The 25,237-nt window shown below is 68.8% G+C and carries 29 protein-coding genes; 9 read left to right on the top strand and 20 right to left on the bottom strand.

Going from position 1 to position 25,237, the window contains the following annotated elements; translation table 11 throughout:
* Positions 1-23 precede the first annotated feature (23 nt).
* From ACWPN8_RS27280 to ACWPN8_RS27245, 8 genes are all read right to left on the bottom strand, one after another.
* Complete coding sequence (locus ACWPN8_RS27280; RefSeq protein WP_012977203.1) at positions 24-263, bottom strand: F0F1 ATP synthase subunit C; 240 nt, start codon at positions 261-263, stop codon at positions 24-26.
* A gap of 5 nt (positions 264-268) precedes the next feature.
* Positions 269-943: a F0F1 ATP synthase subunit A gene (locus ACWPN8_RS27275; RefSeq protein ID WP_492243029.1), complete on the bottom strand. Its 675-nt coding sequence runs from the start codon at positions 941-943 to the stop codon at positions 269-271.
* Complete coding sequence (locus tag ACWPN8_RS27270; RefSeq protein WP_492243028.1) at positions 940-1,254, bottom strand: N-ATPase subunit AtpR; 315 nt, start codon at positions 1,252-1,254, stop codon at positions 940-942. Before ACWPN8_RS27270 ends, ACWPN8_RS27275 begins: the two co-directional genes overlap by 4 nt.
* A gap of 1 nt (position 1,255) precedes the next feature.
* Entirely contained in the window at positions 1,256-1,534 is a 279-nt protein-coding gene (locus ACWPN8_RS27265) for an AtpZ/AtpI family protein (RefSeq protein ID WP_492243027.1), read from the bottom strand.
* A complete protein-coding gene (locus ACWPN8_RS27260) occupies positions 1,531-1,989 on the bottom strand; it encodes a F0F1 ATP synthase subunit epsilon (protein ID WP_492243026.1) in 459 nt (152 codons plus the stop codon). Before ACWPN8_RS27260 ends, ACWPN8_RS27265 begins: the two co-directional genes overlap by 4 nt.
* The gene (atpD, locus tag ACWPN8_RS27255; RefSeq protein WP_492243025.1) at positions 1,986-3,449 is read right to left on the bottom strand and encodes a F0F1 ATP synthase subunit beta; all 1,464 of its coding nucleotides are present in this window, start codon (positions 3,447-3,449) and stop codon (positions 1,986-1,988) included. Before atpD ends, ACWPN8_RS27260 begins: the two co-directional genes overlap by 4 nt.
* A 238-nt stretch (positions 3,450-3,687) precedes the next feature.
* Positions 3,688-4,230 carry an isoprenylcysteine carboxyl methyltransferase family protein gene (locus tag ACWPN8_RS27250; RefSeq protein WP_492243024.1) on the bottom strand — a complete coding sequence of 181 codons (543 nt, stop codon included), beginning with the start codon at positions 4,228-4,230 and terminating at the stop codon, positions 3,688-3,690.
* Positions 4,227-5,285 carry a type III polyketide synthase gene (locus ACWPN8_RS27245; protein WP_492243023.1) on the bottom strand — a complete coding sequence of 353 codons (1,059 nt, stop codon included), beginning with the start codon at positions 5,283-5,285 and terminating at the stop codon, positions 4,227-4,229. The genes ACWPN8_RS27250 and ACWPN8_RS27245 overlap by 4 nt, the downstream gene beginning before the upstream one ends.
* A 202-nt stretch (positions 5,286-5,487) precedes the next feature.
* Between ACWPN8_RS27245 and ACWPN8_RS27240 the strand changes: the two genes are divergently transcribed.
* The 3 genes from ACWPN8_RS27240 to ACWPN8_RS27230 all read left to right on the top strand — a co-directional run bounded on the left by ACWPN8_RS27240 (position 5,488) and on the right by ACWPN8_RS27230 (position 7,557).
* Positions 5,488-6,045 (top strand): tetratricopeptide repeat protein, encoded by a 558-nt coding sequence (locus tag ACWPN8_RS27240; RefSeq protein WP_492243022.1) that lies wholly within the window; start codon positions 5,488-5,490, stop codon positions 6,043-6,045.
* Positions 6,046-6,253: 208 nt separating this feature from the next.
* Positions 6,254-6,727: an RNA polymerase sigma factor gene (locus ACWPN8_RS27235; protein WP_492243021.1), complete on the top strand. Its 474-nt coding sequence runs from the start codon at positions 6,254-6,256 to the stop codon at positions 6,725-6,727.
* A complete protein-coding gene (locus ACWPN8_RS27230; RefSeq protein WP_492243020.1) occupies positions 6,724-7,557 on the top strand; it encodes an anti-sigma factor family protein in 834 nt (277 codons plus the stop codon). The genes ACWPN8_RS27235 and ACWPN8_RS27230 overlap by 4 nt, the downstream gene beginning before the upstream one ends.
* 77 nt (positions 7,558-7,634) lie before the next feature.
* Here ACWPN8_RS27230 and amaB read toward each other — a convergent pair whose 3' ends face one another.
* Both amaB and ACWPN8_RS27220 read right to left on the bottom strand, forming a co-directional pair.
* A complete protein-coding gene (gene amaB, locus ACWPN8_RS27225; RefSeq protein WP_492243019.1) occupies positions 7,635-9,128 on the bottom strand; it encodes an L-piperidine-6-carboxylate dehydrogenase in 1,494 nt (497 codons plus the stop codon).
* Positions 9,129-9,206: 78 nt separating this feature from the next.
* A complete protein-coding gene (locus tag ACWPN8_RS27220) occupies positions 9,207-10,865 on the bottom strand; it encodes a thiamine pyrophosphate-binding protein (RefSeq protein WP_492243018.1) in 1,659 nt (552 codons plus the stop codon).
* A gap of 127 nt (positions 10,866-10,992) precedes the next feature.
* Here ACWPN8_RS27220 and gcvA point away from each other — a divergent pair, with 127 nt between their 5' ends.
* Positions 10,993-11,898, top strand: a complete 906-nt coding sequence (gcvA, locus tag ACWPN8_RS27215; protein WP_109095633.1) for a transcriptional regulator GcvA — start codon at positions 10,993-10,995, stop codon at positions 11,896-11,898.
* Position 11,899: 1 nt separating this feature from the next.
* Here gcvA and ACWPN8_RS27210 read toward each other — a convergent pair whose 3' ends face one another.
* The 8 genes from ACWPN8_RS27210 to ACWPN8_RS27175 all read right to left on the bottom strand — a co-directional run bounded on the left by ACWPN8_RS27210 (position 11,900) and on the right by ACWPN8_RS27175 (position 20,914).
* Positions 11,900-13,693, bottom strand: a complete 1,794-nt coding sequence (locus ACWPN8_RS27210) for an ABC transporter ATP-binding protein/permease (RefSeq protein WP_492243017.1) — start codon at positions 13,691-13,693, stop codon at positions 11,900-11,902.
* Positions 13,694-13,771: 78 nt separating this feature from the next.
* A complete protein-coding gene (gene yddG / locus ACWPN8_RS27205) occupies positions 13,772-14,746 on the bottom strand; it encodes an aromatic amino acid exporter YddG (RefSeq protein WP_492243016.1) in 975 nt (324 codons plus the stop codon).
* A 73-nt stretch (positions 14,747-14,819) separates the two neighbouring features.
* Positions 14,820-16,217, bottom strand: coding sequence for an amidase (locus ACWPN8_RS27200; RefSeq protein ID WP_109095631.1), 1,398 nt, complete (start codon positions 16,215-16,217; stop codon positions 14,820-14,822).
* Between the two features lie 94 nt (positions 16,218-16,311).
* Entirely contained in the window at positions 16,312-17,085 is a 774-nt protein-coding gene (locus ACWPN8_RS27195) for an HNH endonuclease family protein (protein ID WP_109095630.1), read from the bottom strand.
* Positions 17,086-17,173: 88 nt separating this feature from the next.
* Positions 17,174-18,118: an SDR family NAD(P)-dependent oxidoreductase gene (locus ACWPN8_RS27190; protein WP_492243015.1), complete on the bottom strand. Its 945-nt coding sequence runs from the start codon at positions 18,116-18,118 to the stop codon at positions 17,174-17,176.
* 498 nt (positions 18,119-18,616) lie between these two features.
* The gene (locus ACWPN8_RS27185; protein ID WP_492243014.1) at positions 18,617-19,804 is read right to left on the bottom strand and encodes a phosphoserine transaminase; all 1,188 of its coding nucleotides are present in this window, start codon (positions 19,802-19,804) and stop codon (positions 18,617-18,619) included.
* A gap of 154 nt (positions 19,805-19,958) precedes the next feature.
* On the bottom strand, positions 19,959-20,426 hold the full coding sequence (locus tag ACWPN8_RS27180) for a hypothetical protein (RefSeq protein WP_247872736.1): 468 nt from the start codon (positions 20,424-20,426) through the stop codon (positions 19,959-19,961).
* Between the two features lie 122 nt (positions 20,427-20,548).
* Positions 20,549-20,914: a hypothetical protein gene (locus ACWPN8_RS27175; RefSeq protein WP_492243013.1), complete on the bottom strand. Its 366-nt coding sequence runs from the start codon at positions 20,912-20,914 to the stop codon at positions 20,549-20,551.
* Between the two features lie 186 nt (positions 20,915-21,100).
* Between ACWPN8_RS27175 and ACWPN8_RS27170 the strand changes: the two genes are divergently transcribed.
* Positions 21,101-21,328, top strand: coding sequence for a hypothetical protein (locus ACWPN8_RS27170; RefSeq protein WP_109448707.1), 228 nt, complete (start codon positions 21,101-21,103; stop codon positions 21,326-21,328).
* Here ACWPN8_RS27170 and ACWPN8_RS27165 read toward each other — a convergent pair.
* A complete protein-coding gene (locus tag ACWPN8_RS27165) occupies positions 21,319-22,086 on the bottom strand; it encodes a glycosyltransferase family 2 protein (RefSeq protein ID WP_492243012.1) in 768 nt (255 codons plus the stop codon). The genes ACWPN8_RS27170 and ACWPN8_RS27165 overlap by 10 nt on opposite strands.
* Before the next feature lie 108 nt (positions 22,087-22,194).
* Here ACWPN8_RS27165 and ACWPN8_RS27160 point away from each other — a divergent pair, with 108 nt between their 5' ends.
* The gene (locus tag ACWPN8_RS27160) at positions 22,195-22,602 is read left to right on the top strand and encodes a DUF423 domain-containing protein (protein WP_109448703.1); all 408 of its coding nucleotides are present in this window, start codon (positions 22,195-22,197) and stop codon (positions 22,600-22,602) included.
* Between the two features lie 70 nt (positions 22,603-22,672).
* Here ACWPN8_RS27160 and ACWPN8_RS27155 read toward each other — a convergent pair whose 3' ends face one another.
* Positions 22,673-23,062 (bottom strand): ArsR/SmtB family transcription factor, encoded by a 390-nt coding sequence (locus ACWPN8_RS27155; protein ID WP_109448701.1) that lies wholly within the window; start codon positions 23,060-23,062, stop codon positions 22,673-22,675.
* A gap of 336 nt (positions 23,063-23,398) precedes the next feature.
* Here ACWPN8_RS27155 and ACWPN8_RS27150 point away from each other — a divergent pair, with 336 nt between their 5' ends.
* The 3 genes from ACWPN8_RS27150 to ACWPN8_RS27140 all read left to right on the top strand — a co-directional run bounded on the left by ACWPN8_RS27150 (position 23,399) and on the right by ACWPN8_RS27140 (position 25,214).
* A complete protein-coding gene (locus ACWPN8_RS27150; RefSeq protein ID WP_109448699.1) occupies positions 23,399-23,626 on the top strand; it encodes a sulfurtransferase TusA family protein in 228 nt (75 codons plus the stop codon).
* A gap of 205 nt (positions 23,627-23,831) precedes the next feature.
* The gene (locus tag ACWPN8_RS27145) at positions 23,832-24,761 is read left to right on the top strand and encodes a histone deacetylase family protein (RefSeq protein ID WP_085086121.1); all 930 of its coding nucleotides are present in this window, start codon (positions 23,832-23,834) and stop codon (positions 24,759-24,761) included.
* Between the two features lie 174 nt (positions 24,762-24,935).
* The gene (locus tag ACWPN8_RS27140; protein ID WP_109448697.1) at positions 24,936-25,214 is read left to right on the top strand and encodes an exodeoxyribonuclease VII small subunit; all 279 of its coding nucleotides are present in this window, start codon (positions 24,936-24,938) and stop codon (positions 25,212-25,214) included.
* Positions 25,215-25,237 lie beyond the last annotated feature (23 nt).

The raw sequence follows: 25,237 nt of genomic DNA, 5'->3' as shown, positions 1-25,237 counted from the left end.
GACGGACCTCGCGGTTGCCGCACTCAGGCGAACGGGTTGGCGAAGAGCAGAAGCAGCGCCACGACGAGGCAGTAGATCGCCATCGTCTCGATCATCGCCAGCCCGACGAACAGGGTTCGCGACAGGGTGTTGGCGGCCTCGGGCTGGCGGGCGATGGCCTCCATCGCCGCGGCGACGGCGCGGCCCTCGGCCAGCGCCGGTCCGATGGCGCCGACCGACACCGCCAGTGCCGCCCCCAGGATGCTGATGGCATGGACGTCCATGGTTGCTACCCTTTCTCGATGGTTCCGACGGCGCCGCCGATGAAGATCGCGGCCAGGATGGTGAAGATGTACGCCTGGACGAGGCCCAGCAGCAGCTCCAGCGCCATCAGCGGCACCGGCACGAACAGCCCGGCCAGCGACAGCACGATGGCGATGACGAACTCCCCGCTCATCACATTGCCGAACAGGCGGATCGACAGGGAGAAGGCGCGCGTCAGCTCCGACAGCAGGTTCAGCGGCAGCAGCAGCGGGCTGGGGTGGGCGAAGCCCTTCAGATAGGCCCACAGGCCGCGCCGGCGGATGCCCAGCACCTGCGACGCCAGCAGCACGATCAGCGCCAGCGCCGCCGCCGTCTCCAGGAAGGCGGTCGGCGCCTTCAGCCCCGGCACCAGCCCCGACAGGTTGGCGACCGCCAGATAGAGGAACAGCGTGCCCAGCAGCGGCAGGAAGGGGGTGGCATCGGTCTGCATCGTCTCGGCGATCTGCCGGCGCAGCGTCTCCACCACCAGCTCCAGCACGGTCTGGGCCGGGCCGGGCCGCTCCACCCGCAACCGCCGGGTCGCGAGTGCGGAGCCCAGCGCCATCGCCGCCATCAGTCCCCAGGTGACGACGACCGGCAGTGTCACCGGGACCGAGCCCAGCAGGAAGACGATCGGCGTCGTCAGCGGGGATTCCGTCATGGCACCCTCTCCTGCGGCCCCTCCAGCGCTCCCTCCTGCATCCGCCGCTCGCGCCGGACCACGACGCTGCGCGCCAGCTGGAATCCGGCCAGCATCGCCAGCAACGCCTCCGCCCCACCCCAAACCGCGGCGATGGTGAAGCCGGCGGTGGCGCCGGCCAGCCGCAGCAGATAGAGCGGCATCGCCCGCCGCACCCCGCCCACCGCATAGAGCCGCGCCGTCGCCGCCAGCCCGCGAAAGAACAGGGTGCCGAGCGTCAGGCCGGCCAGAGCCCCGGCGATGATGGGGAGCAGATAAGGCGGCACTGTCATGTCAGCGTTCCTGTTCGATGCGGTTCCAGGCGAGCCAGCCGCCGAGCACGACGCCTGCAAACAGCAGCGCCGCCGTCCAGAAGATCCCGCCGCCGGCCCGCTCGTCGAGCCAGCGTCCGGCGAACAGCCCGGCCAGGGTCGGAACGATCACCAGCCAGCCGAGCGCCCCGATCAGGGCGAGGTTACGGCCCATCGGCCGTTCGCCCTCGCGCTGCCAATGCTCCCGCCGTTCGCGGTGGCGGCGGACGCTGCCGGGAAGCGGATCCTTGTCGTCGGTCATGGCCTGTCCTCCCTGCCGTCCGCGGTGGGTGCGAATGGACCCGTGGGGCGCCGGTCGGGCCGCAGATAGGCCAGGATGTGGCGGACCGCCGCCAGATGCATGCGGCGGGCGCCGGAGCGGGCCTCTCCCTCCTCCTCCAGATTGCGGCGGAAGCGGGCGAGCACGTCGCGCTCCAGCGCACGCAGATCGTCGCCCGTCACCGCCTCGCGCGTCGCCACGGCGACCTGCCCGCCGTCGCGGATGGTCAGCACCCCGCCGCGCACGGCGCAATGGCCTTCCCGGCCGTCGGTGGTGCGCCAGCTGATGACGGAGATGGCCAGGGCGGTCAGCAGATCGGCATGGCCGGGCCAGATGCCGAAGGCGCCGCTGGCGTCCTCCGCCCGCAGATGGCGGAGACCGGTGAGCGTCACGGCGACCGAGGTCGGGGTCGTGACGATGAGGGAAAGGTCGTTCATCCCGTCCTCCCGGCGCGGTCGCGCTCGCGGATCTGGTCCAGGGTCCCGGTCATGAAGAAGGCGCTTTCCGCCCAGTCGTCGCAGTCGCCGTCGAGGATGGCGCGGCAGCCCTTCAGCGTTTCCTCCAGCGGCACGCTGACGCCGCCATGGCCGGTGAAGGCCTCCGTCACCAGGAAGGGCTGGGTCAGGAAGCGCTGCAAACGGCGGGCGCGGCGCACGGCCAGCCGGTCGGCGGCGCTCAGCTCCTCCATTCCCAGCAGTGCGATGACGTCCTGCAATTCGCGGTAATGGGCGATGGTCTTGCGCACCTCCTCGGCCAGCCGGTAATGCGCCTCGCCCACCACCAGCGGGTCGAGCAGGCTGGAGGTGGAGCCGAGCGGATCGACCGCCGGATAGAGCCCTTCCGCCGCCATGGCGCGCGAGAGAACGATGGAGCTGTCGAGATGGCTGAACAGCTCCGCTACCGCCGGATCGCTGAAATCGTCGGCCGGAACGTAGACCGCCTGGATCGCCGTCACCACGGCGCCGGGGGTGGAGGCGACCCGCTCCTCCAGCTCGGCGATCTCGCTGGCCAGCGTGGGCTGGTAGCCGACGCGGGACGGCAGGCGGCCGAGCAGGCCCGACACCTCCGCACCGGCCTGGACGAAGCGGAAGACGTTGTCCATCAGCAGCAGCACGTCCAGCATCTCCTCGTCGCGGAAGTGCTCGGCGATGGTCAAGGCGGTCAGGCCGACGCGCCAGCGCGCGCCCGGCGGTTCGTTCATCTGGCCGAAGACGAGTGCCGTGCGGTCCAGCACCCCGGACCGCTTCATTTCCTCCCACAGCTCCTGCCCCTCGCGGGACCGTTCGCCGATGCCGGCGAAGACGGAGATGCCGGTGTGGCGCTCCACCATCTTGCGGATCAGCTCCATCACCAGCACGGTCTTGCCGACCCCGGCCCCGCCGAACATCGCCGCCTTGCCGCCGCGGGCCATCGGGGCCAGCAGGTCGATCACCTTGATGCCGGTCTCCATCAAGTCTCGGCGCGGACTGCGGCGGGCCAGCGGCGGCGGCCGGCGGTGGATCGGTGAGCGCGGGGTGTCGGGCGGCAGTTCCGGCCCGTCGTCGCGCGCAAGCCCCATCACGTCGAGCAGCCTACCCAGTACGGCCTTGCCCACCGGCGCGGTCAGCGGGCCGCCGGTCGGGCCTGCCGGCGTGCCGCGCCGCAGGCCGGAGGTGCCCTGGAGGGCGATGGCGCGGGCGGTCCGGGCGTCCAGATGGCTTTGGATTTCCGCCACCAGCCGCTCCGGTCCATCCCACAGGATTTCCACCGCGTCGAACAGCGGCGGCAGGGCGGCTTCGGGAAAGCGCAGGTCGATGACGGAACCGCGGACGGCAACCACCTGTCCTGGTTCCCGCTGTGGATCCGGGGCGGCAGGTCGGTCGGTGGATGGTACTTCGGCGGAAGACTGGACGGACATGGTCACTCCGGCCGGTTGGGCAGGATGGGAACCGTGCAGAATGGCGGTGGCGATGGCAGCGCTGCGGGAAGAAGCCCCACCCAACCTTCCCCCGTTGGCCGGGGGAAGGGGCGCCGGAGAGCGGCGCCGTCGGGGTGGAGGGCAACGCGTCAACCAGATCGACCACCAGACCCAAGGATAGACCCCTTCGCCGCGTTGCGGCATTGCGTCAAATCAAACCCTGTGCCCACAAATTGACTTAACCGACGCGGAGAGCGGCGTCCTGTCTTCGACCGAGCGCCCGATCCTCGACCCGGATTCGCACGGCGAGCATCGCGGCGTTGAGGAGGGAGAAGAGAAGGGCATAGCCAGCCATGCCGAAGGCGAGCGGAAGAGCGGCGATCTCCACCGCGACCGCCAAATAGTTGGGATGGTTGGTGAAGCGGTATGGGCCGGTGCGGACCGGCGGCATTCCGTCGAGCACGACGATCCTGGTGGTCCAGTGCCACCCCAGCGTCGCCTGCACCCAGAGGCGGAGCGCCTGCATGGCGAGGAGGACCGCCAGCCAGGCCGGTTCGACGGGCACGATGCCCGGACCGTGAGTCCACAACGGGCCTCCCAGTGCTGCCTCCCAGAGGCCGGCCAGCCACCCGGCATGCAGCAGCACCATCCACGGGTAATGGCCGCACCCATGCTCACGCGCACCTTGGGCCAACAGCTCCACGCGGTTGCGCCGGTCGATGATCAGTTCGCTGAGGCGCTGCGCCGTCACCAGCAGCATGACGATGATCGGAGCTGTCACCGCATTCCCCGCCGCAGCGTGATCAGGTTGGCGGCAAAGCCGGGACCGAGCGCCAGAAGCGCCGCCCGGCCCGGCAATCCCGCCCGGCGCGCCCGGTCCAGCACGAACAGCACCGTGGGAGCGGACATGTTGCCGTGATCGGCCAGCACCGCCCGTTCATGGTCGAGGCTGCCGGTCTCCAGCCGCAGCACGTCTTCCAGCGCCGACAGAACGCGGGTGCCGCCGGGATGGCAGACGAAGCGGCCGATCCGCTCCTCCTCCGCGCCGCATTGGGCGAGCAGCCGGGCAAGGGCGGGGCGGAGATGGGCTTGCAGGAATTGCGGCAGCGCCGCCGACAGGACGATGCCGAAGCCGCCATCGTCGATGCGCCAGCCCATGATGTCCTGCGACCGCGGGAACAGATGCTGACCGGCACCCTCGATGACGGCGAAGGCGCGCTCCTCCGCACCGCCGCGCAGCACGCAGGCGGCAGCACCGTCGCCGAACAGGGCGCTCGCCACCAGATTGGCGCGGCTGCCGTCATCCTGTCGGAAGGCGAGGCTGCACAGCTCCATGGTCACGAACAGCACAATGCGGCCGGGGGGCGCCGCCAGACGCGCGGCGGTCGCCAGCCCCGCCACGCCGCCGGCACAGCCGAGCCCGAACAACGGCAGCCGCTCGATGTCCGGCCGGAAGCCCATGGCCTCGGCGAGCTGCGCCTCCAGGCTCGGCACTGCGAAGCCGGAGGAGGAGGAGACGACCACGCAATCGACCTCGGCGGGAGCGATGTCGGCATCCGCCAGGGCGGCGGTCGCCGCCTGGACGAACAGGGCCTCCGCCGCCTGCCGGTAGGCGGCCATGCGGTCGCTCCAGCCATGGGAAGTGGTGTACCAGTCGGCCGGACGGGCGCAGTGCCGCCGGGCGATGCCGGTGTTGGCGAAAACCCGCTCGAACTGCGGGAAGCCGGCAAGCCGGTCGCCGAAGATGCGGGTGGTGAGGAGGGCGGCCTCCTCCTGGGACAGGAGATGGGGCGGCAGGCCAAGGCCCAAGCCAAGCAAAGCCACGGGTGGGAACACGGGGGGCGGCTCCATTCGGGACATCGCGGGCGCATGCGGGATGCTGGCGGCGCGGCGGGTGGGGAACACGCCGGTGGGACTGCCTATTCGGTGCCGCGAAGGGGCCGAAAAACTTATCTGCGACCGAATAGCCGCCGGGGGTGGCGTGTTGTCCGCCAGCGCCGCGATACGGCGAGCCGCCCCTCGAAATCCAGGAGAAGTCATGATGAGCGTTCGTTCCAAGCCCGGAAGGGCAGGAAGCACCGTGCTGGTCGGTCTGCTGTGCGCCGCCGTTCTCGGCACCGGCCTGCTGGCTCCCGTCGCCGCCCGCGCCATGGGCGACGACACCACCCCGACCTGCAAGCCGGGGGAGGTCTATGACAAGAAGGCGAAGCAATGCGTGAAGCAGAGCGGTGCCAACCTCACCGACGACAATATCGCCGACTACGCCTATTCGCTGGCGAAGGCAGAGCGCTATCAGGAGGCGCTGGGCATTCTCGCGACGGCGCGCAACCAGGACAGCCCGGTCGTGCTGAATTACCGCGGTTACGCCACCCGCAAGCTGGGCCGCATCGACGAGGGCATCGGCTATTACCTGAAGTCGGTGGCGGCCGACCCCTCCTACGCCAAGGTCCGGGAATATCTGGGGGAAGCCTACATGCTCAAGGGGCGTTCCGATCTGGCGCGTGAACAGCTGGCGGCGATCCGCGCGATCTGCGGCACCGGATGCGAGGAGTACCGCGACCTCGAAGAGGCCATCGTCACGCCGGCCAAGGGCTGACGCCACCGGCGGAGGCGCTTCCCGCCCCAGGCGGGGGCGTTCCCGCCGCTTTGTCCGGTCATCGGGAAGGCGGATGATGGCTATCGTCGAGAGCGGCCGTGAGGCATATGGTCGGTCGCGGCCGGTACAGTGCCGAAAGGACCGGATCGTCCCGGATGCCATGCGAGGGAGCGGTGAGATCGCAAGCGAAGCGGAAGTCAGGCACGGCTTGTCCGTCACCTTGCCGCGCCTTTGGCGCTATGGCTTTGTCCTGTCGCGGCAGCGCGACTGGGCGGACGATCTGGTGCAGCAGACCTGCCTGCGGGCACTGGAACGGCACCGCCAGTTCCAGCCCGGGTCACGCATCGACCATTGGCTGTTCGCCATCCTGAACTCGGTCTGGCTGAACGAGGTCCGGGCGCGGCGGGTCCGTTTCGGCCAGGGAACCGTCGAGGCGGAGACGAGCCTGGAGGTCGACGGCGCGCGCGAGACCGAGGCGAAGGTTCTGGCGGGGCAGGTGATGAGGCTGGTCTCCGACCTGCCGGAAGCGCAGCGGGCAGCGGTATTCCTCGCCTATGTGGAGGGCCTGACCTACCGCGAGGTCGCTGCGGTTCTAGACGTGCCGGTCGGAACGGTGATGAGCCGTCTGGCGGCGGCGCGGGCAAAGCTGGCGGACAGGATGAGCGACGGAGCGGCAAAATGACCGGAGAGAGCGACGAGTCCCCGATCCCCTCCGACGAAGAACTGACTGCCTTCATCGACGGCGAACTGGAGGAGGAGCATCGCGCCCGCCTGCTCGACCTGATCGAGCGCGATCCGGCGGTCGCCGCGAGGGTGGAGCATCTTTCCCGCGCCAGCCTGCCCTACGGCGAGGCCTTCCAAACCTTGCTGGATACCGCTCCGACGGCGGACCTGCAACGCATGCTTGACGGTATGTCCGCGCCGCCGGCTGCCGCCAACGCGGCCGTTCCGCTGACCCGCCGCCGTCTGTTTGGCGCCATCGCCGCGTCGGTGGCGGCGGGCGTGCTGGGGGACCGGATGCTGGTCCGGCTATTCGGAGCCGCCAACGGCGACGACTTTGCCGACGATGGCGGCGGACCGGACCGGGAGCGCCACTGGCATGGCGTGGTCGCGCAATATATGGGGTTGTACACGCGGGAAACGCTGGGCGGGTCCACGCCCGTCCACGACATCCAGGCGGCACAGCTCGCTGCCCTGAACCGGCCGCTCAACCTGTCCCTGACCCCGGAGGCGGTGGAGGTCGCCGGAGCGGAATTCCGCAGGGCGCAAATTCTGTCCTATGACGACATGCCGCTGGCCCAGATCACCTATCTCGATCCGCGGAGCGGTCCGCTGGCTCTGTGCATCCTGCGCCGTCCCGGCAGCGTGCGCGGGGTGGAGCAGGAAATGCGCGGAGGGCTGTCCATCGCCTATTGGAGCGGGCCTGACCATGCCGCCCTTCTGATCGGCCGGTTGCCTCCCCAGGATCTGACGGCCAAAGCCGAAGCGGTCCGGGGGAGGCTGGCGATCTGATACGCTTGTCGATCCGGCCGGGACGGGCTCGCCGATGGCGGCGCCGTCCCGGCCGGAACGCCTCAGCCCATGAACCCTCAGCCGATCTCGAACTTGATCCCCTGGGCGAGAGGCAGGGCGGAGGAGTAGTTCACCGTCGCGGTCTGGCGGCGCATATAAGCCTTCCAGGAATCCGACCCCAACTCACGACCGCCGCCGGTCTCCTTCTCGCCGCCGAAGGCGCCGCCGATTTCCGCACCGCTCGGGCCGATGTTGACGTTGGCGATGCCGCAGTCGGACCCGGCGGCCGACAGGAAGCGCTCCGTCTCACGCAGGTCGGTGGAGAAGATGCAGGAGGACAGGCCCTGCGGCACGGCGTTCTGAAGCGCGATGGCCTCCTCCAGCGTGTCGTAGGTCAGGACATAGAGGATGGGCGCGAAGGTCTCGTGCCGCACCACCTCGGTCTGGGCCGGCATCTCGACGATGGCCGGGGTGACGTAATAGGCGTTGGGGAAGCGGTCGGTCAATGTGCGCTCGCCGCCGGCCACCGTGCCGCCCTCGGCCTTGGCGGACTCCAGGGCGCGCTGCATCGCCTTGAAGGCGTCGGCGTCGACCAGCGGACCCATCAGCACGCCGGTCTCCAGCGGGCTGCCGATCGACACGGAAGCGTAGGCCGCCTTCAGGCGCGGCAGCAGCTGGTCCTTGACCGAGCGGTGGACGATCAGGCGGCGCAGCGTGGTGCAGCGCTGGCCGCAGGTGCCGACGGCGGAGAACAGGATGGCGCGCAGCGCCATGTCGAGATCGGCCGACGGCGCCACGATCATAGCGTTGTTGCCGCCCAGCTCCAGGATCGAGCGGCCGAAGCGCTCCGCCACCACTTTGGAGACCTCGCGGCCCATGCGGGTCGAGCCGGTGGCCGAGACGATGGGGAAACCGGGATGGGCGACCAGAGCCTCGCCAATCTCACGGCCGCCCTGGACGACCTGGGACAGGTTGGCCGGCGCGTCGCCAAAGCGGGCGACGGCACGGTCGAAGATCACCTGGCAGGCGGCGGCGGTCAGCGGGGTCTTTTCCGACGGCTTCCAGACGACCGGGTCGCCGCAGACCAGCGCCAGCGCCGCGTTCCACGACCACACCGCCACCGGGAAGTTGAATGCGGAGATGACAAGGCAGGGGCCGGCCGGGTGCCAGGTCTCCCGCATCGTATGGCCCGGACGCTCCGAGGCGATGGTCAGGCCGTAGAGCTGGCGCGACAGGCCGACGGCGAAGTCGCAGATGTCGATCATTTCCTGCACTTCGCCCAGGCCTTCCTGGTAGATCTTGCCGGCTTCCAGCGAAACCAGACGGCCCAGATCCTCCTTGGCGGCGCGGAGTTCCTCGCCCAGCAGGCGGACCAGCTCGCCGCGGCGCGGGGCCGGCACCGAGCGCCACGCCTCGAAGGCGCGGGCGGCGTTGGCGACGATGTCCGAAACCTGCGACGGCGCGGTCTCCGCCACCGTGGCGAGGGTGGCGCCGTCGACCGGCGAACGGGCGGTGAGCCCGGCTCCGCTGGAGGTCAGGCCGAAACGGGAGAGGATGTCGCTGTGCTGCACCGGGGTGGCTCCTTGGGTCAAAAAGCGAGGCATTTGATGTTCCCTGTCCCATGCCGGGAGAGGGTGTATTCTCTCAGATCACTTTCCCTTCCCGGCGGCACGGATCTCGGAAAGCGTCCGGCTGGGGGTCAGGGCCTCGGGGTCGAGCTTGATGTGGATGATCGCCGGCAGGCCGGACGCGCGGGCGCGCTCGAAGGCCGGGGCGAACTGCGCGGTGGTCTCCACCGTCTCGCCATGACCGCCATAGGCGCGGGCGAAGGCGGCGAAATCGGGATTCTGCAGGCGGGTGCCGGACACGCGGCCGGGATATTCGCGTTCCTGATGCATGCGGATGGTGCCGTACATGCCGTTGTCGACGACCAGCACGATCACGGCGGCGCCCTCCTGCACGGCAGTGCCGAACTCGATCCCCGTCATCTGGAAGCAACCATCGCCGGCAAAGCACAGGACATCGCGGGTGCGATGCTGAAGCTTGGCTGCGATGGCGGCCGGCAGGCCGTAGCCCATCGAGCCGCAGACCGGTGCCGCCTGGGTGCCGAAGCGGCGGAAGCGGTGGAAACGGTGGATCCAGGTGGCGTAGTTCCCGGCACCGTTGGTGAAGATCGCGTCATGCTCAAGCCGTTCGTCCAGCCACGCCATGATGCGGCCCATCTGCACGTCGCCGGGGATGGCGTCGGGCGGGGTGCTCCAGGCGTCGTAAGCGGCATGGGCCGTTTCGGCGCGGGCGGCCCAGCCGGGCTTCGCCGTCACGCTCAGCTCGGCCATCGCCTCGAGGAAGGCGGCCGGCGTGGCGACCATGCCCAGCGTCGGGCGATAGACGCGGCCGACCTCCTCGGCGCCGGGGTGGATGTGGACCACCGCCTTGGCCGGATTGGGAATGCCCAGCAGGTCGTAGCTCTGCGACGGCACTTCGGAGAAACGGTCGCCCAGCAGGATCAGCAGGTCGCTGTCCTTGACCAGCGCCGAAAGCTTGGGGTTGATGCCCAGCCCGATGTCGCCGGCATAAAGCGGGTGGCAATGGTCGAACAGCATCTGGCGGCGGAAGGTCACGGCCACCGGCAGGGCCAGCCGTTCCGCGAAACGCTGGAGTTCAGCGACCGATTCCCCGGTCCAGCGGGAGCCGCCGACGACCAGCAGTGGCCGTTCCGCCTTGTCCAGCAGGGCGCCGAACGACGCCACCTGCGCCGGCGTGGGGGCCCCATCCACGGTCTCCGCCCGCGGGGCGACGGGGACGTCCGCGGTTTCCGTCAGCGTGTCTTCCGGCAGGGCCAGCACGACCGGGCCGGGGCGGCCGGCCATCGCGGTGTGGAAGGCGCGGGAGATCATTTCCGGCACGCGGTCGGCGCTGTCGATCTCGGCGACCCATTTGCACATGCCGCCGAACAGCTTGCCGTAATCCACCTCCTGGAAGGCATCGCGGCCGCGCATGCCGCGCTCGATCTGGCCGACCAGCACGACCAGCGGGGTCTCGTCCTGCTGGGCGACATGGATGCCCGACGCGGCGTTGGTGGCGCCGGGGCCGCGGGTGACGAGGCAGACGCCGGGACGCCCGGTCAGCTTGGCCTGCGCCTCTGCCATCATGGCCGCGCCGCCCTCGTGGCGGGCGACAACCATCTCGATCGGACTGTCGTGCAGGGCGTCAAGCACGGCGAGATAGCTCTCGCCCGGAACGCCGAACACCCGCCGCACGCCCTGCGCCTCCAGCGCCTCGACGATCAATTGACCACCGGTCTTCATCGCGAACCCGCCCCGCCCTGCCTATGGGAAATTCCCGGATCTCCAGGATATCGAGCGTGCCGTGCCGCGCGCCAGGGTGCAAACGACTTTCTTTCCACAGGTCATGAGCTTTGGTAATGAAGCGGCCATGGATCTGCAGCGCCGCCTTCTTCCGTCCATGAGCATGCTGTCCGCCTTCGAAGCGGCGGCCCGCACCGGCAGTTTCACCGCCGCGGCGGCCGAACTGTCGCTGACCCAGGGAGCGGTCAGCCGGCAGATCAAGGCGCTCGAGGAGCAGATCGGCACCGCCCTGTTCATTCGCAAGGGCCAGCGGGTGACGTTGACCCCGACCGGCGCGCTCTATGCCGATCCGATCCGCGACGCGTTGCGCCAGATCGCGGCGGCCACGGTGCGGACCATCGCAGCCCCCAAGGGCGGCGTGTTGAACCTCGCCATCCTGCCGACTTTCGGCACGCGCTGGCTGGTGCCGCGGCTGCCGGCCTTCCAGACGGCGCATCCGCAGGTGACGATTCACTTCACCACCAAGCTGGCACCCTTCGATTTCCGTCTGCACGATCTGGATGCGGCCATCCATTACGGCTTCGGCGACTGGCCCGACGCCGTCTGCGACCATCTGCTGGACGAGGAGGTGCTGCCGGTCTGCTCCCCCGCATTCCTCAAGGCGCATCCGGTGGCGGAACCGGGGGACCTGCTGTCCCTGCCGCTGCTGCACACGAGCACGCGCGCCGATGCGTGGAACGAGTGGCTGTCGGCACAGGGGCTTCCCCCGCGGCCCGGTGCCGGCATGGTGTTCGAACAGTTCGCCACCACTGCCCAGGCGGCCGAGGCCGGGCTGGGCGTGGCCCTGCTGCCGACCCTGCTGGTCCGTGCCGAGCTGGACGACGGTACCCTGCTCCCCGCCATCGACCGGCCCCACCGCAGCGCACGGGCCTATTACCTCGTCCATCCCCGCGGCAAGGCCAACCACCCGCCCTTTGCCGCCTTCCGGCAATGGTTGCTGGCCGAGGCGCGGGGGGAGCAGCCTCAGGCGTAGTTCACACCGCCGCCAACTCCCCAACCCCGTCTCCGTTGCGCCGGACCGTCATCCGCCGGTCGTGGAAGGCGGCGAGGCTGGGACGGTGGCCGATGCTGACCAGCGTCGTTCCGGGCAGGCGGGTGCGCAGCAGGCCATAGAGCCGCTCCTCCGTCTCCGGATCGCAGGCCGAGGTCACCTCGTCGAGATAGAGCCAGTCGGGCTTGTGCAGAAGGGCGCGGGCAATGGCGATGCGCTGCTGCTCGCCGCCGGACAGGCGTTGCGACCAGTGGTCCTCTTCCGCCAGACGGTCGGCGAAACCGGCCATGCCGACGGCGTCCAGCACCTCGCGCACCGCCTCGTCCGGGAAGGCGTCGGGAGTGGCGGGGTAGGTGACGGCGGCGCGCAGGGATCCGATGGGCAGGTAGGGCTTCTGTGGCAGGACCATGCTGCCGTTGGCCGCGGTGGTACCGCCGGCCGCCATAATGCCCCCTGGCAGCGCGATCCGGCCGCGGCCGAAGGGCCAGATGCCGGCGATGGCACGCAGCAGGGTGCTCTTGCCCGACCCCGACGGGCCGGTGATCAGCAGGGACTCGCCCGGCTGCACCGTCAGGTCGGCGCGGACCAGCGGCGTGCCGCCGTCCGGCAGGGTCAGCGCCAGCCCGTCCAAAGTGAGGGCGCCGTCGGTCGCCGCAATGCGCTCCACCCCGGCATGGTCGCGGGCATCGGCGCGGACAGCTTCCACGGCACGGTGGAAGCCGGTCAGGCGGCTGGTGGTGGCGTGCCAGTCGGCGAGGTTTACATAGGCGTCGATGAACCAGGACATCGCCCCCTGAACCTGCCCAAAGGCCTGCGAGGTCTGCATCAGCGATCCCAGCGGCAGGGCGCCGCTGAAATAGCGTGGAGCGGCGACCAGCAGCGGAAAGATGATGGCGATCTGCCCATAGGCCGAAGTAAACCAGACCAGCCGCTTCTGCGTGCGCATCAGCGACCACCAGTTGGCGACGACACGGGCGAAGCGGTCGCCGAAACCGCGCGCCTCCTGCACCTCGCCCTGTTGCAGGGCGACGCTCTCGGCATTCTCGCGCAGGCGGACCAGGGAGAAGCGGAAGTCGGCCTCGTACCGTTGCTGGTCGAAGCTGAGCCGGGCCAACGGCTTGCCGATCTTGTGAGTGATCCAGGTGCCGCCGACGGCATAGACCAGCGCCACCCACACCATATAGCCGGGCAGGTCGATGCCCAGCCAGGGGATGGTGACCGATCCCGACAGGCTCCACAGGATGGCGAGGAAGGAGACCAGAGAGACCAGATTGGTCATGAAGCCAAGTGACAGGCTCAGCGTCAGCTGGACGAAGCTGCGCAGATCCTCAGCGATGCGCTGGTCGGGGTTGTCGGTGCCAGTGTTGGCGAATTGCAGGCGGTAATAGGTCTGGTTCTCCAGCCAGTCACCGAGATAGCGCTCGGTCAGCCAGCGGCGCCAGCGGATTTGCAGCATCTGGTTGAGGTAAAGGCGATAGACCGCCACCGCGATGAAAAACAGCGCCAGGCCGCCGAACACCAGCAGGGCCTGGATGAATCCAGCCTGATCCTTCTCCTGCAAGGCATTGAAGATGTCGGCGTTGATCTGGGTGAACCAGACCTCCATGAACACCGCCGCCAGATTGAGGACGACGATCGCCGCCAGCAGGCCGCGCGCCGCCCATTTTTCGTCCGACGACCAATAGGGCTTGGTCAGCCGCCAGACATCGGACAGGAATTGGCGGGCGGCGGACAGGCGTCCGGAAGAGGACGGTGGGGAATACGCACGCGCGGGCATTGGTTGGGCACTCGCAAGCGGTCGGGACGATGCTTGCCGATTACCACCCTTTGCCGCAGCTGAGGCATGAAATCGCTGTCACTTGCCGCGGATCATGTCCCAGCTCGCCATCAGCGCCCCGCCGGCGATCAGCGCACAGGCGGCCCAGACGGCCGAGCCGCCGCTGGCCTGCCCGAACAGGATCAGCAGCAGGGTGGAGGCTGGCGGCACGGCATAGGACAGCACGCCCAGCGCCCGGATGTCGCCGCGCTTCATTCCATGGTCCCAGACGAAGAAGGCCAGCCCGTCCGGACCGATGCCGAGGGCCAGCAGGACCAGCCATCCCAGCGCCTCATTCGGCCAGACGGTGGCATCCTCGAACAGCAGATGCCCGGTCAGGCCCAGCAGGGCGGTGACGAGGCAGAAGCCGCTGACCGCTTCGGTCGGGACGGAGCCGAAACGGCGTGACAGGACCGAATAGGCGCCCCAGAGCAGCGCCGCCGCCAAGGCCGCACCGTAGGCGGGCAGGTTGCCGCCCAGGGTGCCGGCGTCCAGGTGCAGTCCGCCGCTTCTCCCTGAAACGATCAGCGCGGTGCCGGCCAGCCCGCACAGCGCGCCGGCCACATGCGCGGCCTTCAGCCGCTCCCCCGGCAGCAGGGCGGAGAACAGGACGATGCAGAGCGGCCAGAGATAGTTGATGAGATTGACCTCCACCGCCGCCGATGGCGCCAGATGGAAGGCAAGGAACAGGCAGGCGTGATAGCCGAACAATCCGCCGACGCCGACCAGCCAGACGGGCAGCGGCTGGCGCAGGGCCGCGATCACGCTGCGGCCGCGCAGAACCGCGACGCTGCTGCCGGTCAGAAAGGCCAGCCCGAAGGTGACCGCCACCAGTTGCAGCGGCGGCATGGCGCTGGACATAGAGGTCAGCAGCGCTGCCGTCGCCCACAGCAGGATGGCGATGGAGCCGATTCCGGTGGCACGCCGCACCTCCACCATCGATGGCATGGCGGCGGATGACCGGGACAGGACAGGGCTGGGCAGGGCGAAATTGGGAAGGGTGTCGGCGCTCATGCGGGGGTGCATAGCCTATGGGTCAGCCGCCCGCAATGGCTGTCGGGAGCGGCGTCTTGTCACCCGATTCCCGTCAACCGGCCCAGCCGGTGGGCCAGCGGTGCCAGCGGTGAACGAAGCCCGCCTCGCGCTCCAGCATCAGGCCCAGGCGGATCAGGCGCCGTTCCTCACCCGGCCGGGCGATCAGCTGGATGCCGAAGGGCAGCCCGTCTCCGGCAACCGGCAGGGTCAGCACGGGAAAACCGATCAGCGTGACGATGGCCGTGACACCGAGATAGTCCAGGATCGACCCCACCGGCTGCCCGTCGATGACGGTCACCTCGCCTTCCTCGTTCGGCCAGGGCAGCACGCCGCAGGCCGGGGCCGCCAGCACGTCGATCTCCTCGAACAGCGCGACGAAGCGGCGGTACAGTGCCGTGCGGGCGGCCTGCGCTTCCAGATAGGCATCGGCGGTGATGCCCGCCCCAGCCTCGATGTTCCAGCGGATGGTGTCGGTCAGCGCCTCGCCATGCTTGGCCAGCATCGGACCGAAGGCATGGCGGGTCTGGGCGGCACGCAGCGTCCGGAAGGTCGCCATGGCGTCGCCGCAGTCGGGATGGCAGTGCGTCACCGGACCGGCGACCCGCTCCAGCCGGTCGATCGCCTCGGCGAAGCGCTCGCGCACAGCCTGGGAAACGGTGGCGGCACCGAAATCGACGGTGGCACCCAGACGCGTTTCCGACCCTTTATCGCGGCCGCCGAACAGGGAGGTCGGGTCGCGGAGATCGCTGCCGGCCATCGCCGACAGCAGCAGCGCGCAGTCGGCCGTGTCGCGGGCCAGAACGCCATGGGTCGCCAGCGTGTCCCAGCCCAACGCCCGCCCCGGTGCCGGGATCAGTCCCGGCGTCGGCCGGATGGAGGCGATGCCGCAGAAACTCGCCGGAATCCGCACCGATCCGCCATAGTCGGTGCCATGCGCCAACGGCGCCATGCCGACCGCGACCGCCGCCGCCGATCCGCCGCTCGACCCGCCGGAGGTCAGGTTCGGGTCGGCCGGGTTGCGGGTCGGACCGTAGAGGCTATTTCCGCAGATGGCGCCGAAACCGAACTCCGGCGTGTTGGTCTTGCCGATGACGATGCCGCCGGCCGCCTCGATCCGGGCGACCGCGATGTCGCTATGGGCTGGCACATGGTCGGCATAAAGCGCGGAGCCGTAGGTGGTGCGGATGCCGGCGGTGTCGGTCAGGTCCTTCACTGCGACCGGCATACCATGCAGTGGTCCGACGGGCGACGGCAGGGCGTCCAGCAGGTCGGCGCGGGCGAGGGCATCGTCGGCGGCGACAGTCAGGAAGGCGGACAGCGCCGGCTCGGCCGCGGCGATGCGGTCCAGATGCGCCTCGACCGCCTCGCGGGCCGACAGCCCGCGCCGGGCCAGCCGCGCGGCGAGGGCGACGGCGCCTTCCCGCCACAGCGGGGTGTCTTCTCCGGTCATGCGTCTTCCCGTTTCCCGCCTTCCAACTTTTGGGCCGACGGTAGCGCGAAACCGGTGGTTTGCCCAACGAAGCGTCGGACAGGGCAGGGCTGCGTCAGCGCTGCTGCCCGGCCGAGGCGCGGCAGTCGTTCAGGATGTTGCCGACAGTCACCCGTTCCCGCTCATCCATGGTCAGGCTCCAGCGTGCCTTCACCAGGACCCAGTCGGCGACATAGAGGCAGATGCCGTCGCGCTTGGGCGGCAGCCACTCCTCCGGCCCCTTGGAGCCCTTGGCGCGGTTGGCCTCGCGGCTGGAAACCAGCAGGGTCAGCGGATCGCTGGTGTCGTTGGCGTAAGCGGCGCGCTTCTCCCGGCTCCAGTCATAGCCGCCGCTGGCATAGGCCTCCTCCAGCGGCACGCGGTGGTCGATGTCGACCATCTGCGGGTCGGTGTAGCGCTCGCCGGTGTAGGGATCGAGCCAGTCGCCGGACTTCACGCCGCAGCCCTTGGCGTCGAGCGTCGCCGGGCGGCGGGAATCGCGGATCAGCACCTTCTCGCGGGCATTCAGGCAGCCGCCGTCGAGCGCCAGCCAGTGCGGCCATTCCTCGCGCTGATAGCCCTTGCGCTTTTCGGGTTCCACCCGGATGCCGTCGAGCTGGCGGGCGACCTCGGCATAGTCGATCCGGTCGGCGGGGCGGGCGACGACCGACGGCGGAGGTTCGGCGGGCTCCTGCTTGCGCGGCTGGCGCGGGCGGTGGGTTTCCTCGCCCAGCAGACGGTCCAGGGTGCCGGGCGGGATGATGTGGAGCCGCTCGGCCACCGCGACGACGGCGAGGATCGCGAGGACGATCAGCAGCGCCCGGATGGGAAGGGATCGGCGGCGGGCCATGGTGCGCTCATCCTGATGGCGGCGTCCTCTCCCGGGGCGGGAGATGGAGTTTAATCCGCCCCCTCATACCCCGGTATCGGATCCAACCTCAAGGCATGCGGCCGGTCAGGGTGGCGCTCAGTCCCTGGAGCAGGCCGACCTGGCACACGGTGTCGAAGGTGGAGCGCAGCAGCGACGGGTCGCCGATCGACACGCGGATGTCGCCGGCCCGCGGTTCGGTGTGGCTGCGGCGAACCTTGCTGCCGCACAGTTCCTGCAACACTTCCAGCAGCATAACCAGCGAGGTCGCGCGTCCGGTGCAGAGGTTGTAGACCTGCGCGCCGGCAAAGCGCCGCTCCATCGCCAGCGCGAGGATGCGCACCACGTCGCCGACGAACACGAAGTCGCGGACCTGCTGGCCATCGCCATGGATCTCCACATCCTCGCCGCGGGCGACCCGGCGGGCGAAGATGGAGATCACGCCGGAATAGGGCGACATCGGATCCTGGCGCGGGCCGTAGACGTTGAAGAAGCGGAAGCCGACCGTCGGCACCCCCTGGATCGTCCAGGCGACACGGGCGTGCATCTCGCATCCCAGCTTGTCGACGCCATAGGCGGACAGCGGGCGCGGCAGCTCGTCTTCATTCAGCGGGGTGTTGCTGTTGTCGCCGTAAATGGCGGCAGAGGAGGCGTAGACCACCGGGATCGGACCGCCGCGCTTGGCGTCACGCGCCGCCTCGAACACGGTGACGGTGCCCAGCAGGTTGGTGCGGTGGGTTTCCGCCCACAGCTCCCGCGATTTCTGGACCGACGCCACGGCGGCAAGATGGAAGACGCCGTCAACCCCCTCGCCGGCATCGCCGGCCATTGCCTCGCGCACCGCGTCGGGATCGGCCACGTCGCCCACCACCAGCTTCGCGGCGCTTGGCTTGTTCTCCAGCCTGCCGCTCGACAGGTTGTCGAGGATCGTCACCCGATGCCCGTCGGCCAGCAGCCGGTCGGCCAGATGCGAGCCGATGAAACCGCAGCCGCCGGTGATGAGGTAATGCGCCATGGTCGGTCCAAGCCCTTCCTTCGTTGCACCGGCTTTGCCGCGTTGCAGCAGGGTCGCCGGAAATCCCCTTCAAGAGTTGGGAGACAACCGGCAGCTTGCCAGACCATCTTCGGGATAGGGTGACCCCCCAACAGGGGAAGCGGCGTGCTCCGTCCGGCGACGGCGAGGGCAAATCGGCAGCGCTTCCTCCATGACAGTTTCCGGACAGGCGGGACCGATGGTTCAACAGGGTTATCCACCACCTTGTCCACGGTTCTGTGGATAACCATGGTCAAGCTTGTGAGGTTCGAACGCGAGTCACGCCGGTCACACTGGTGCAGAAATGCTGCTGTGTACGAACGGTTGCTTGGCCGGATCCTTTGCTGCAAAGCACAACGCCAGCCCACACGAAAAGCCCCGCTGTGGCGGTTGTGCCACGGCAGGGCCGTTCGATGGCTGCGGAAGATGCTGTGGACGACAGTCCGGCTTGCGCTTGGCCCGACTATGCCCGTTCCGGCGTCAGCCTTGCTTGGGACCGATCGTCTCGGCCTTCACGGTGGCGAAAGCCCAGTCGAGCCAGGGCAGGACCGCCTCCATATCCTCGTTCTCCACGGTGGCGCCGCCCCACAGCCGCAGGCCGGGGGGCGCATCGCGGTAGGAGCCGGCGTCGAAGGCGGCCTCCTCCTTCTCCAGCAGGGCGGACAGCTTCTTGGCGAAAGCGGCCTGGGCCTCCTCCGACAGGGCGGTCACCTCCGGATCGGTGAAGCGCAGGCAGATCGAGGTGCAGGAGCGGTTGGCCGGATCCTTCGCCAGGAAGCCGGCCCAGCTGCTGGCCTCCTCCCATTCGGAGACGATCCGCAGATTCTGCTCCGACCGGAGAACCAATTGGGTCAGGCCGCCCAGCGACAGGGCCCAGCGCAGGCCGTCAATGGCATCCTCGACGCAGAGCATCGACGGGGTGTTGATGGTGTCGCCTTCAAAGATGCCTTCGATCAGCTTGCCGTTCTTGGTCATGCGGAAGATCTTCGGCAGCGGCCGGTCGGGCTGATAGCTCTCCAGCCGTTCCACCGCGCGCGGGCTCAGCACCAGCATGCCGTGCGCGGCTTCGCCGCCCAGCACCTTCTGCCAGGACCAGGTGGCGACGTCGATCTTGTGCCAGGGCAGTGCCATCGCGAAGGCGGCCGAGGTGGCGTCGCAGATGGTCAGCCCCTCACGGTCGTCGGCGATCCAGTCGCCGTCGGCCACCCGGACGCCGGCGGTGGTGCCGTTCCAGGTGAAGACGACGTCACGGCTGAAATCGACCGTCGACAAATCCGGCAACTCGCCATACGGCGCGATCAGGTTGCGGACGTCCGGCAGCTTCAGCTGCTTGGCGACGTCGGTCACCCATTCCTTGCCGAAGCTTTCCCAGGCCAGCATGTCGACGCCGCGGGCGCCCAGCATCGACCACAGCGCCATCTCCACCGCTCCGGTGTCGGAAGCCGGGACGATGCCGATGCGGTAGTCGCCGGGAATGCCCAGCACCGCGCGGGTGAGGTCGATGACCTCCTTCAGCTTGGCCTTGCCCGGCTTGGAGCGGTGGGAGCGGCCGAGCAGCGCGCCGTCGAGCGCGTCGAGCGACCAGCCCGGACGCTTCGCGCAGGGACCCGAGGAGAAGAGCGGAGTGTTGGGCCGGCGGCTCGGCCGGCTGGCGCTGCTGGAAGTCATGGGGCGAACTTTCTGGGGCGAACTTCCTGTCCCGGAACGGGAATGTGCGGAGGTCCGGACCTTAAAAGCTGCGCCTGTCGTCGTCAATCGAGGGTGTGGCGAAGGATACGGGACCCAGCATGGCCTCGGCCGCAGGTCCCGCACCGGTCGCCGTCTACTTGCTGCGGCCGATCTTGCCGTTGCGGTAGGTCCAGGCGGCGTCAGCTCCACCACCCGGCTGGGGCATGGAAACCGTCAGAGTGTCGTTGTCGATGGTGACCTGGGCGGCGTCGCTGCAGGAGCCGAAGGGATAGGAGACCGTCGGCTGCGGGCCGCCGACCTCCAGGATGCGGAAGCGGGTCGGGCAGTCCTTGGCGCCGGTGTCGGACTGGAACAGGGCGATCCAGCGGTCCTTCATCGAATAGGCACCGACGAAGGACAGCAGGTCGCTTTCCTTGTCGTCGAACACCGGCTTGTCGTTCACCGCCACCTGGGTGTGCTTCGGCCCGATGTCGGTCATCGTCAGCACGGTGTTGCCCAGCGCCGCCATCAGGCGCGGCTCGGCCGCGCTGGCGGAGGTCGCGATCCCGCAGGCGATCGAAAGGCTGCCCACCACCGCGGCGCACACACTAAGAACCCGCAAATGCCGTCTCCCTGGCTGCTGCGCCCCGGCGGGGCGGCTTTACCGAACGGCGCGCACCTTAATGCGGTGGGCGCTCCGCCGGAAGCCGTCCTTTTCGGTGCCGGTGTGCGGTCAGCGGCGGATTAGCGGATGTTGACGCTGAGACCGAAGCCCGGAACCACCGGCTGCGGCGCATAGACGACGGGCGGCGGGGCATAGATCACCCGCGGCGGCGGGGGCGGTGCGTAAACCACGGGCGGCGGCGCATAGATCACCGGGGGCGGGGCGTAATAACCGCCGCGCTCCCGCCAGTGGCGGTGATGCGGGCGGTCCCACCCGCCACGCCAGTCCGGCGGTCCGCCGCGCCATTCGCGGCCACGATCGCCCCGCCAGCCGTCACGCCAGCCATCATGGGCGGCGGCCGTGCCGACGAAAGCACCCAGCATCGATCCGGCGACCAGAGCGCCCAGAACCACGGCTTTCAATCCAGTACCAATGCGGCCAGTCATTCCGGCGTCCTCCTGGTGTCGGGGGTATCTTGTCCCCTCATGAGCCGATGAACGTCGCCCCTCCCGCTTTCATTCCACCCGGTCGCAAAAGATTTCGTCATATCGCTTTGGTTATGAGGGGCGGGCGCGCGAATGTCACCGTGGCCCCTCTTTTCCGCTCCGGGCATTTATGGTAAATGATCGGGCATGGTAGAGACCCGACGCACCGGCGACCGTTCGAACGAGCCGATCCGCCCCGACTCCGGTGGCGGGCGCGTTCCCGCATCCGGTGCGCGCGCCCGTGCGGAGGGCGTTGTCCAGCAGGGGCGTCAGCGGGTTCCGACCTTGCGCGAACTCGCTGCCCTGGTGGTCAACGGCGTGCTGACCCTGCCGCGCAACTACCGCCGCGGCATGTTCCTCGACGTTCAGGTGTAGGCGGCCGCCTCCGGGCCGAACAGCCGCTCGACCAGCAGCGGCGGCAGCTCGTATTGCGGCAGGCACAGGCTGGTGCTGCGGGCATGTAGCGTGTGCAGGCACAGCCCCTCCGCATCCGGAAAGGCGCCGACGCGGAAGCGCTGGCGGGCGGCCTTCACGAAAGGCGCATCCTCGCAGGCGTTCACCGCCGGAAAGCGCGCCGTCTCCCAGACCGGCCGGCGGTAGGCGTAGGAGAAGCCATACCCGTCGAGGTTGTCGGGCGAGGCAGGTGCATCCGGCGCTTCGACATGGTCGCAAGTCTGCCGGCCCCAGCGATGGTGCGATCCGCCGCGCGCCGTATCCCAATAGCCGAAGCGCCGGTGCGGCACGCTGTAGAGGAACCAGCCCGACAGCTTGACGAGATCGTACCCCTGTTCCAGCCAGCCCAGCATGCGCTCCACATAGACCGGAGCGTAGAAATCGTCGTCGTCCATGTGGACGATCACCGATCCCCTGGCATGCTCGGCCAGGATGTTGCGCTTCTCGCCGATGGCGTAGCGGCTGGGAGAGTAGAAATATTTGAGCCGCGGATTCGCCAGCGGCTTCAGATAGGCCGAGGGACGCGGGCTGTCGTCGAACACCAGCCACTCGATCTCGCCATGGGTCTGCGCCTGGATGCAGGCGTGCAGGCGGGGCAGAAACTCCTCCCGCTGCCAAGTGGGCGTGACGATGCTGACCAGGGGCGCGCTGACCAGGGAAGCGGATGCAGGAGAGGACATTGTGCTTCCTTGCTCGGGCGCAGGGCCTGCGTGTAGACAGGCGACAGGATAGCACCGCCTCCCGGCCCTGCACATGGGCCGGGGGCATGGGAACGGGAAGGACGCCCCTTGGGACTGATCGACCGCATCTGGATCGTCTTCGCCGCGCTGAATGGCGCCGTGGCGGTCGGCACCGGCGCCTATGCCAGCCACGCGCTGGCCGCCCAATCGCAGGCCCAGGAATGGTTCCGCATCGCCGGGCAGTACCAGCTGGCCCATGCGCTGGCGCTCGTCCTGTTGGTGGCGCTCGGTGGGCGGATGGGGAGCGGACGGATGGAGGGCGGCGGGACGGGAGGTCTGGCTCTGCGGATCGCCGGCTGGCTGTTCGTCGCCGGGATCCTGCTGTTCTGCGGCACGCTCTATGCGCTGGCGACGGTCGGCCCGCTGCCGGTGCCGATGACAGCGCCGGCCGGTGGATGGTGCCTCATGCTGGGCTGGGTGGCGCTGGCGACCGCGGCGCTGCGGTCGCGCGGCTGAGGCCCGCAGCTTACAGTCGAGAGCGCTCGATGGGGCGCTCGATCGGCGGCGCCCGTTCGGTCTCGGGCGGTCAGCCGGCTGCGGCGGCGCGCAGGTCGGAACGGCCGGTGGTCTGGTCGAGGTCGCGCTCCTCGTCGTCCGACGTTTCGGCGACATCCTCGGCGGCCTGCGTGCAGTAAAGGCCGTGCAGCGTGGTCATGATGGTCTGCGCCTCATGCCCGTTCAGCGAGTAGTAGATGTTCTGGGCGCTGCGCCGCGTGCGGACCAGATTGTCGTTGCGAAGCCGGGCCAGATGCTGGGACAGCGCCGACTGGCTGAGGCCGACCAGATCCTCCAGTTCGCCCACCGACCGCTCGCCCTGGCTCAAATGGCACAGGATGAGCAGGCGCCGCTCGTTGCACATCGCCTTCAACAGCGCACTCGCCCGGCGGGCGTTGGCCTGCAAATCCTCGATCTTCATCGCTTTACCGTCGCCCTGTCCGTTCCAATTCGTTTTGCGCCCGAGCCGTCGTTGCGCGGCTTGGCAAAGAAAAATGCTCGTATCCTAGTATATTCGTACCTCACGGGATTTGTCCACCTGTGGGAATCCAGCATGCGGAACATGCCGCTGCTTGGTGCCACCGTAGGCTTGAGCGTCGCGATCCTCACTGTGCTCCAGCTTTTTCTCGCATCGCGAAGCAAAGGCGATGGGGCTGTATCAGCCACCGGTTGTGATCGATAATCAACCGCATTGGGCTTTGCAGCCCTCCCACCATGCATCGTGACAGCAGATGGCTGGTCGGGTAGCATTTTTCCCATGACCGACCATCCGTTGAATACCAAGGGCTTGCAATGCCCGCTCCCCGTCCTGCGTGCCCGCAAGGCGATCAAGGCCATCGCCATCGGCGACACCCTGACGGTGGAGGCGACCGATCCCGGTGCCCGCAAGGATTTTCCCGCCTTTTGCGAGGCGACAGGCAACCGCCTGCTGTCGGTCGTGGAGGAGGACGGCATCCTGCGTTTCGTCATCGAGCGCGCGGCCTGACCCGAACGGCCGGCCGCGGCGCCGCTGGCATCGCATCCGTTCGTACCCCAATCTTGCCGTGTCACGGATTGCCTCCGCTCCCGAAAGTGGGCTGTGACGAATCGTCCTGGATTCAGCCTGTACTTTCATTAGCGATGCGGGAAGAATGGTTTTCGGAAACGCCGCCTTTACCGCCCGAAAACCAACGATAACGACCGAAAAATCGATGTTCACCACCCTGTTCACCCACCCGGCGTGCCTGGAGCACGACACGGGTCTCGGTCATCCCGAATGCTCCGACCGCCTGCGCGCCGTGCTCGCCGCACTGGAGACGGAGGAGTTCCACATGCTGGAACGGCAGGAGGCGCCGCGCGCCACGGTTGAACAGCTTCTGCGGGCGCATCCGCAGTCGCACATCGACCGCGTGCTGTCCCTGATCCCCGATGTGGAGCATGCGGGCGTCGATGCCGACACGGTCGTCTCGCCCGGATCGGGGGAGGCGGCGCTGCGCGCGGCCGGCGCCGTCTGCGCCGCGGTCGATGCGGTGGCGACCGGCCAGTCGCGCAACGCCTTCTGCGCCGTCCGCCCGCCCGGCCACCATGCGGAGCGGGAGAAGGCGATGGGATTCTGCCTGTTCAACAACGCCGCCGTCGGCGCCTTCCATGCCCGCGCCGTCCATGGGTTGCAGCGCGTGGCGGTGATGGACTTCGACGTCCATCACGGCAACGGCACGCAGGACATCCTGCAGTTCGATCCCGACATGCTCTATTGCTCGACCCACCAGTCGCCGCTCTATCCCGGCACCGGCGATGCCGGCGAGAAGGGCGAGTACGGCAACTGCGTCAACGCGCCGCTGCCTGCCATGGCGGGATCGCCCGAGTTCCGCCACGCGATGACGCACGTCATCCTGCCGGCCATCGACCATTTCAAGCCCGACCTGCTGATCATTTCGGCCGGGTTCGACGCCCATTCGCGCGATCCGCTGGCCGGCCTGCACCTGATCGACGACGATTTCGTCTGGGCCACGCGCAAGCTGGGCGAACTGGCCCGCACCCATTGCGGCGCACGCATCGTCTCGGTGCTGGAGGGGGGCTACAACCTTCGCGCCCTGGCCTCGGCGAGTGCGGCCCATGTGCGGGAACTGATGTACTGCTGACCGGAGCGTTCCCCATGGGACGGCAGGCTTTGTCTCCCGAAAGGGGTAGCTCTGCCCGAACGCATAGGCTGCCCAGCGGCCGAACATAGTCCGCAAGGGCCGGGGTACGGGAGTGCCTCGGGCCTTGCGCCCGACGAGGGCGGGGCATACCTTCGCGGGCTTGAGGTTCCATCGATGGTTCTGCCCGACATGCCCCCTTCCGCCGCTTCTGTTCCCATTCCGCCCGACATCGCCGCCCTCAGTTTCGAGGATGCGCTCGCCGAACTGGAGCGGATCGTTCGCCAGCTTGAGGAAGGTCGCGGCAAGCTGGACGATGCCATCTCCTCCTACGAGCGGGGCACGGCGCTGAAGCGTCATTGCGAGATGAAACTGCGCGAGGCGCAGGCCAAGATCGACCGCATCACCGTAAGCGCCGACGGCTCCATCGGCACCGAACCCGCCCGGATCGACTGACGTGCAGACCATTCCCCAATCCG

The sequence above is a fragment of the Azospirillum sp. UENF 112521 genome (assembly GCF_058780665.1).
The sequence above is the reverse complement of the archived record's forward strand: the minus strand, read 5'-3'. Positions and strand labels throughout refer to the sequence as shown.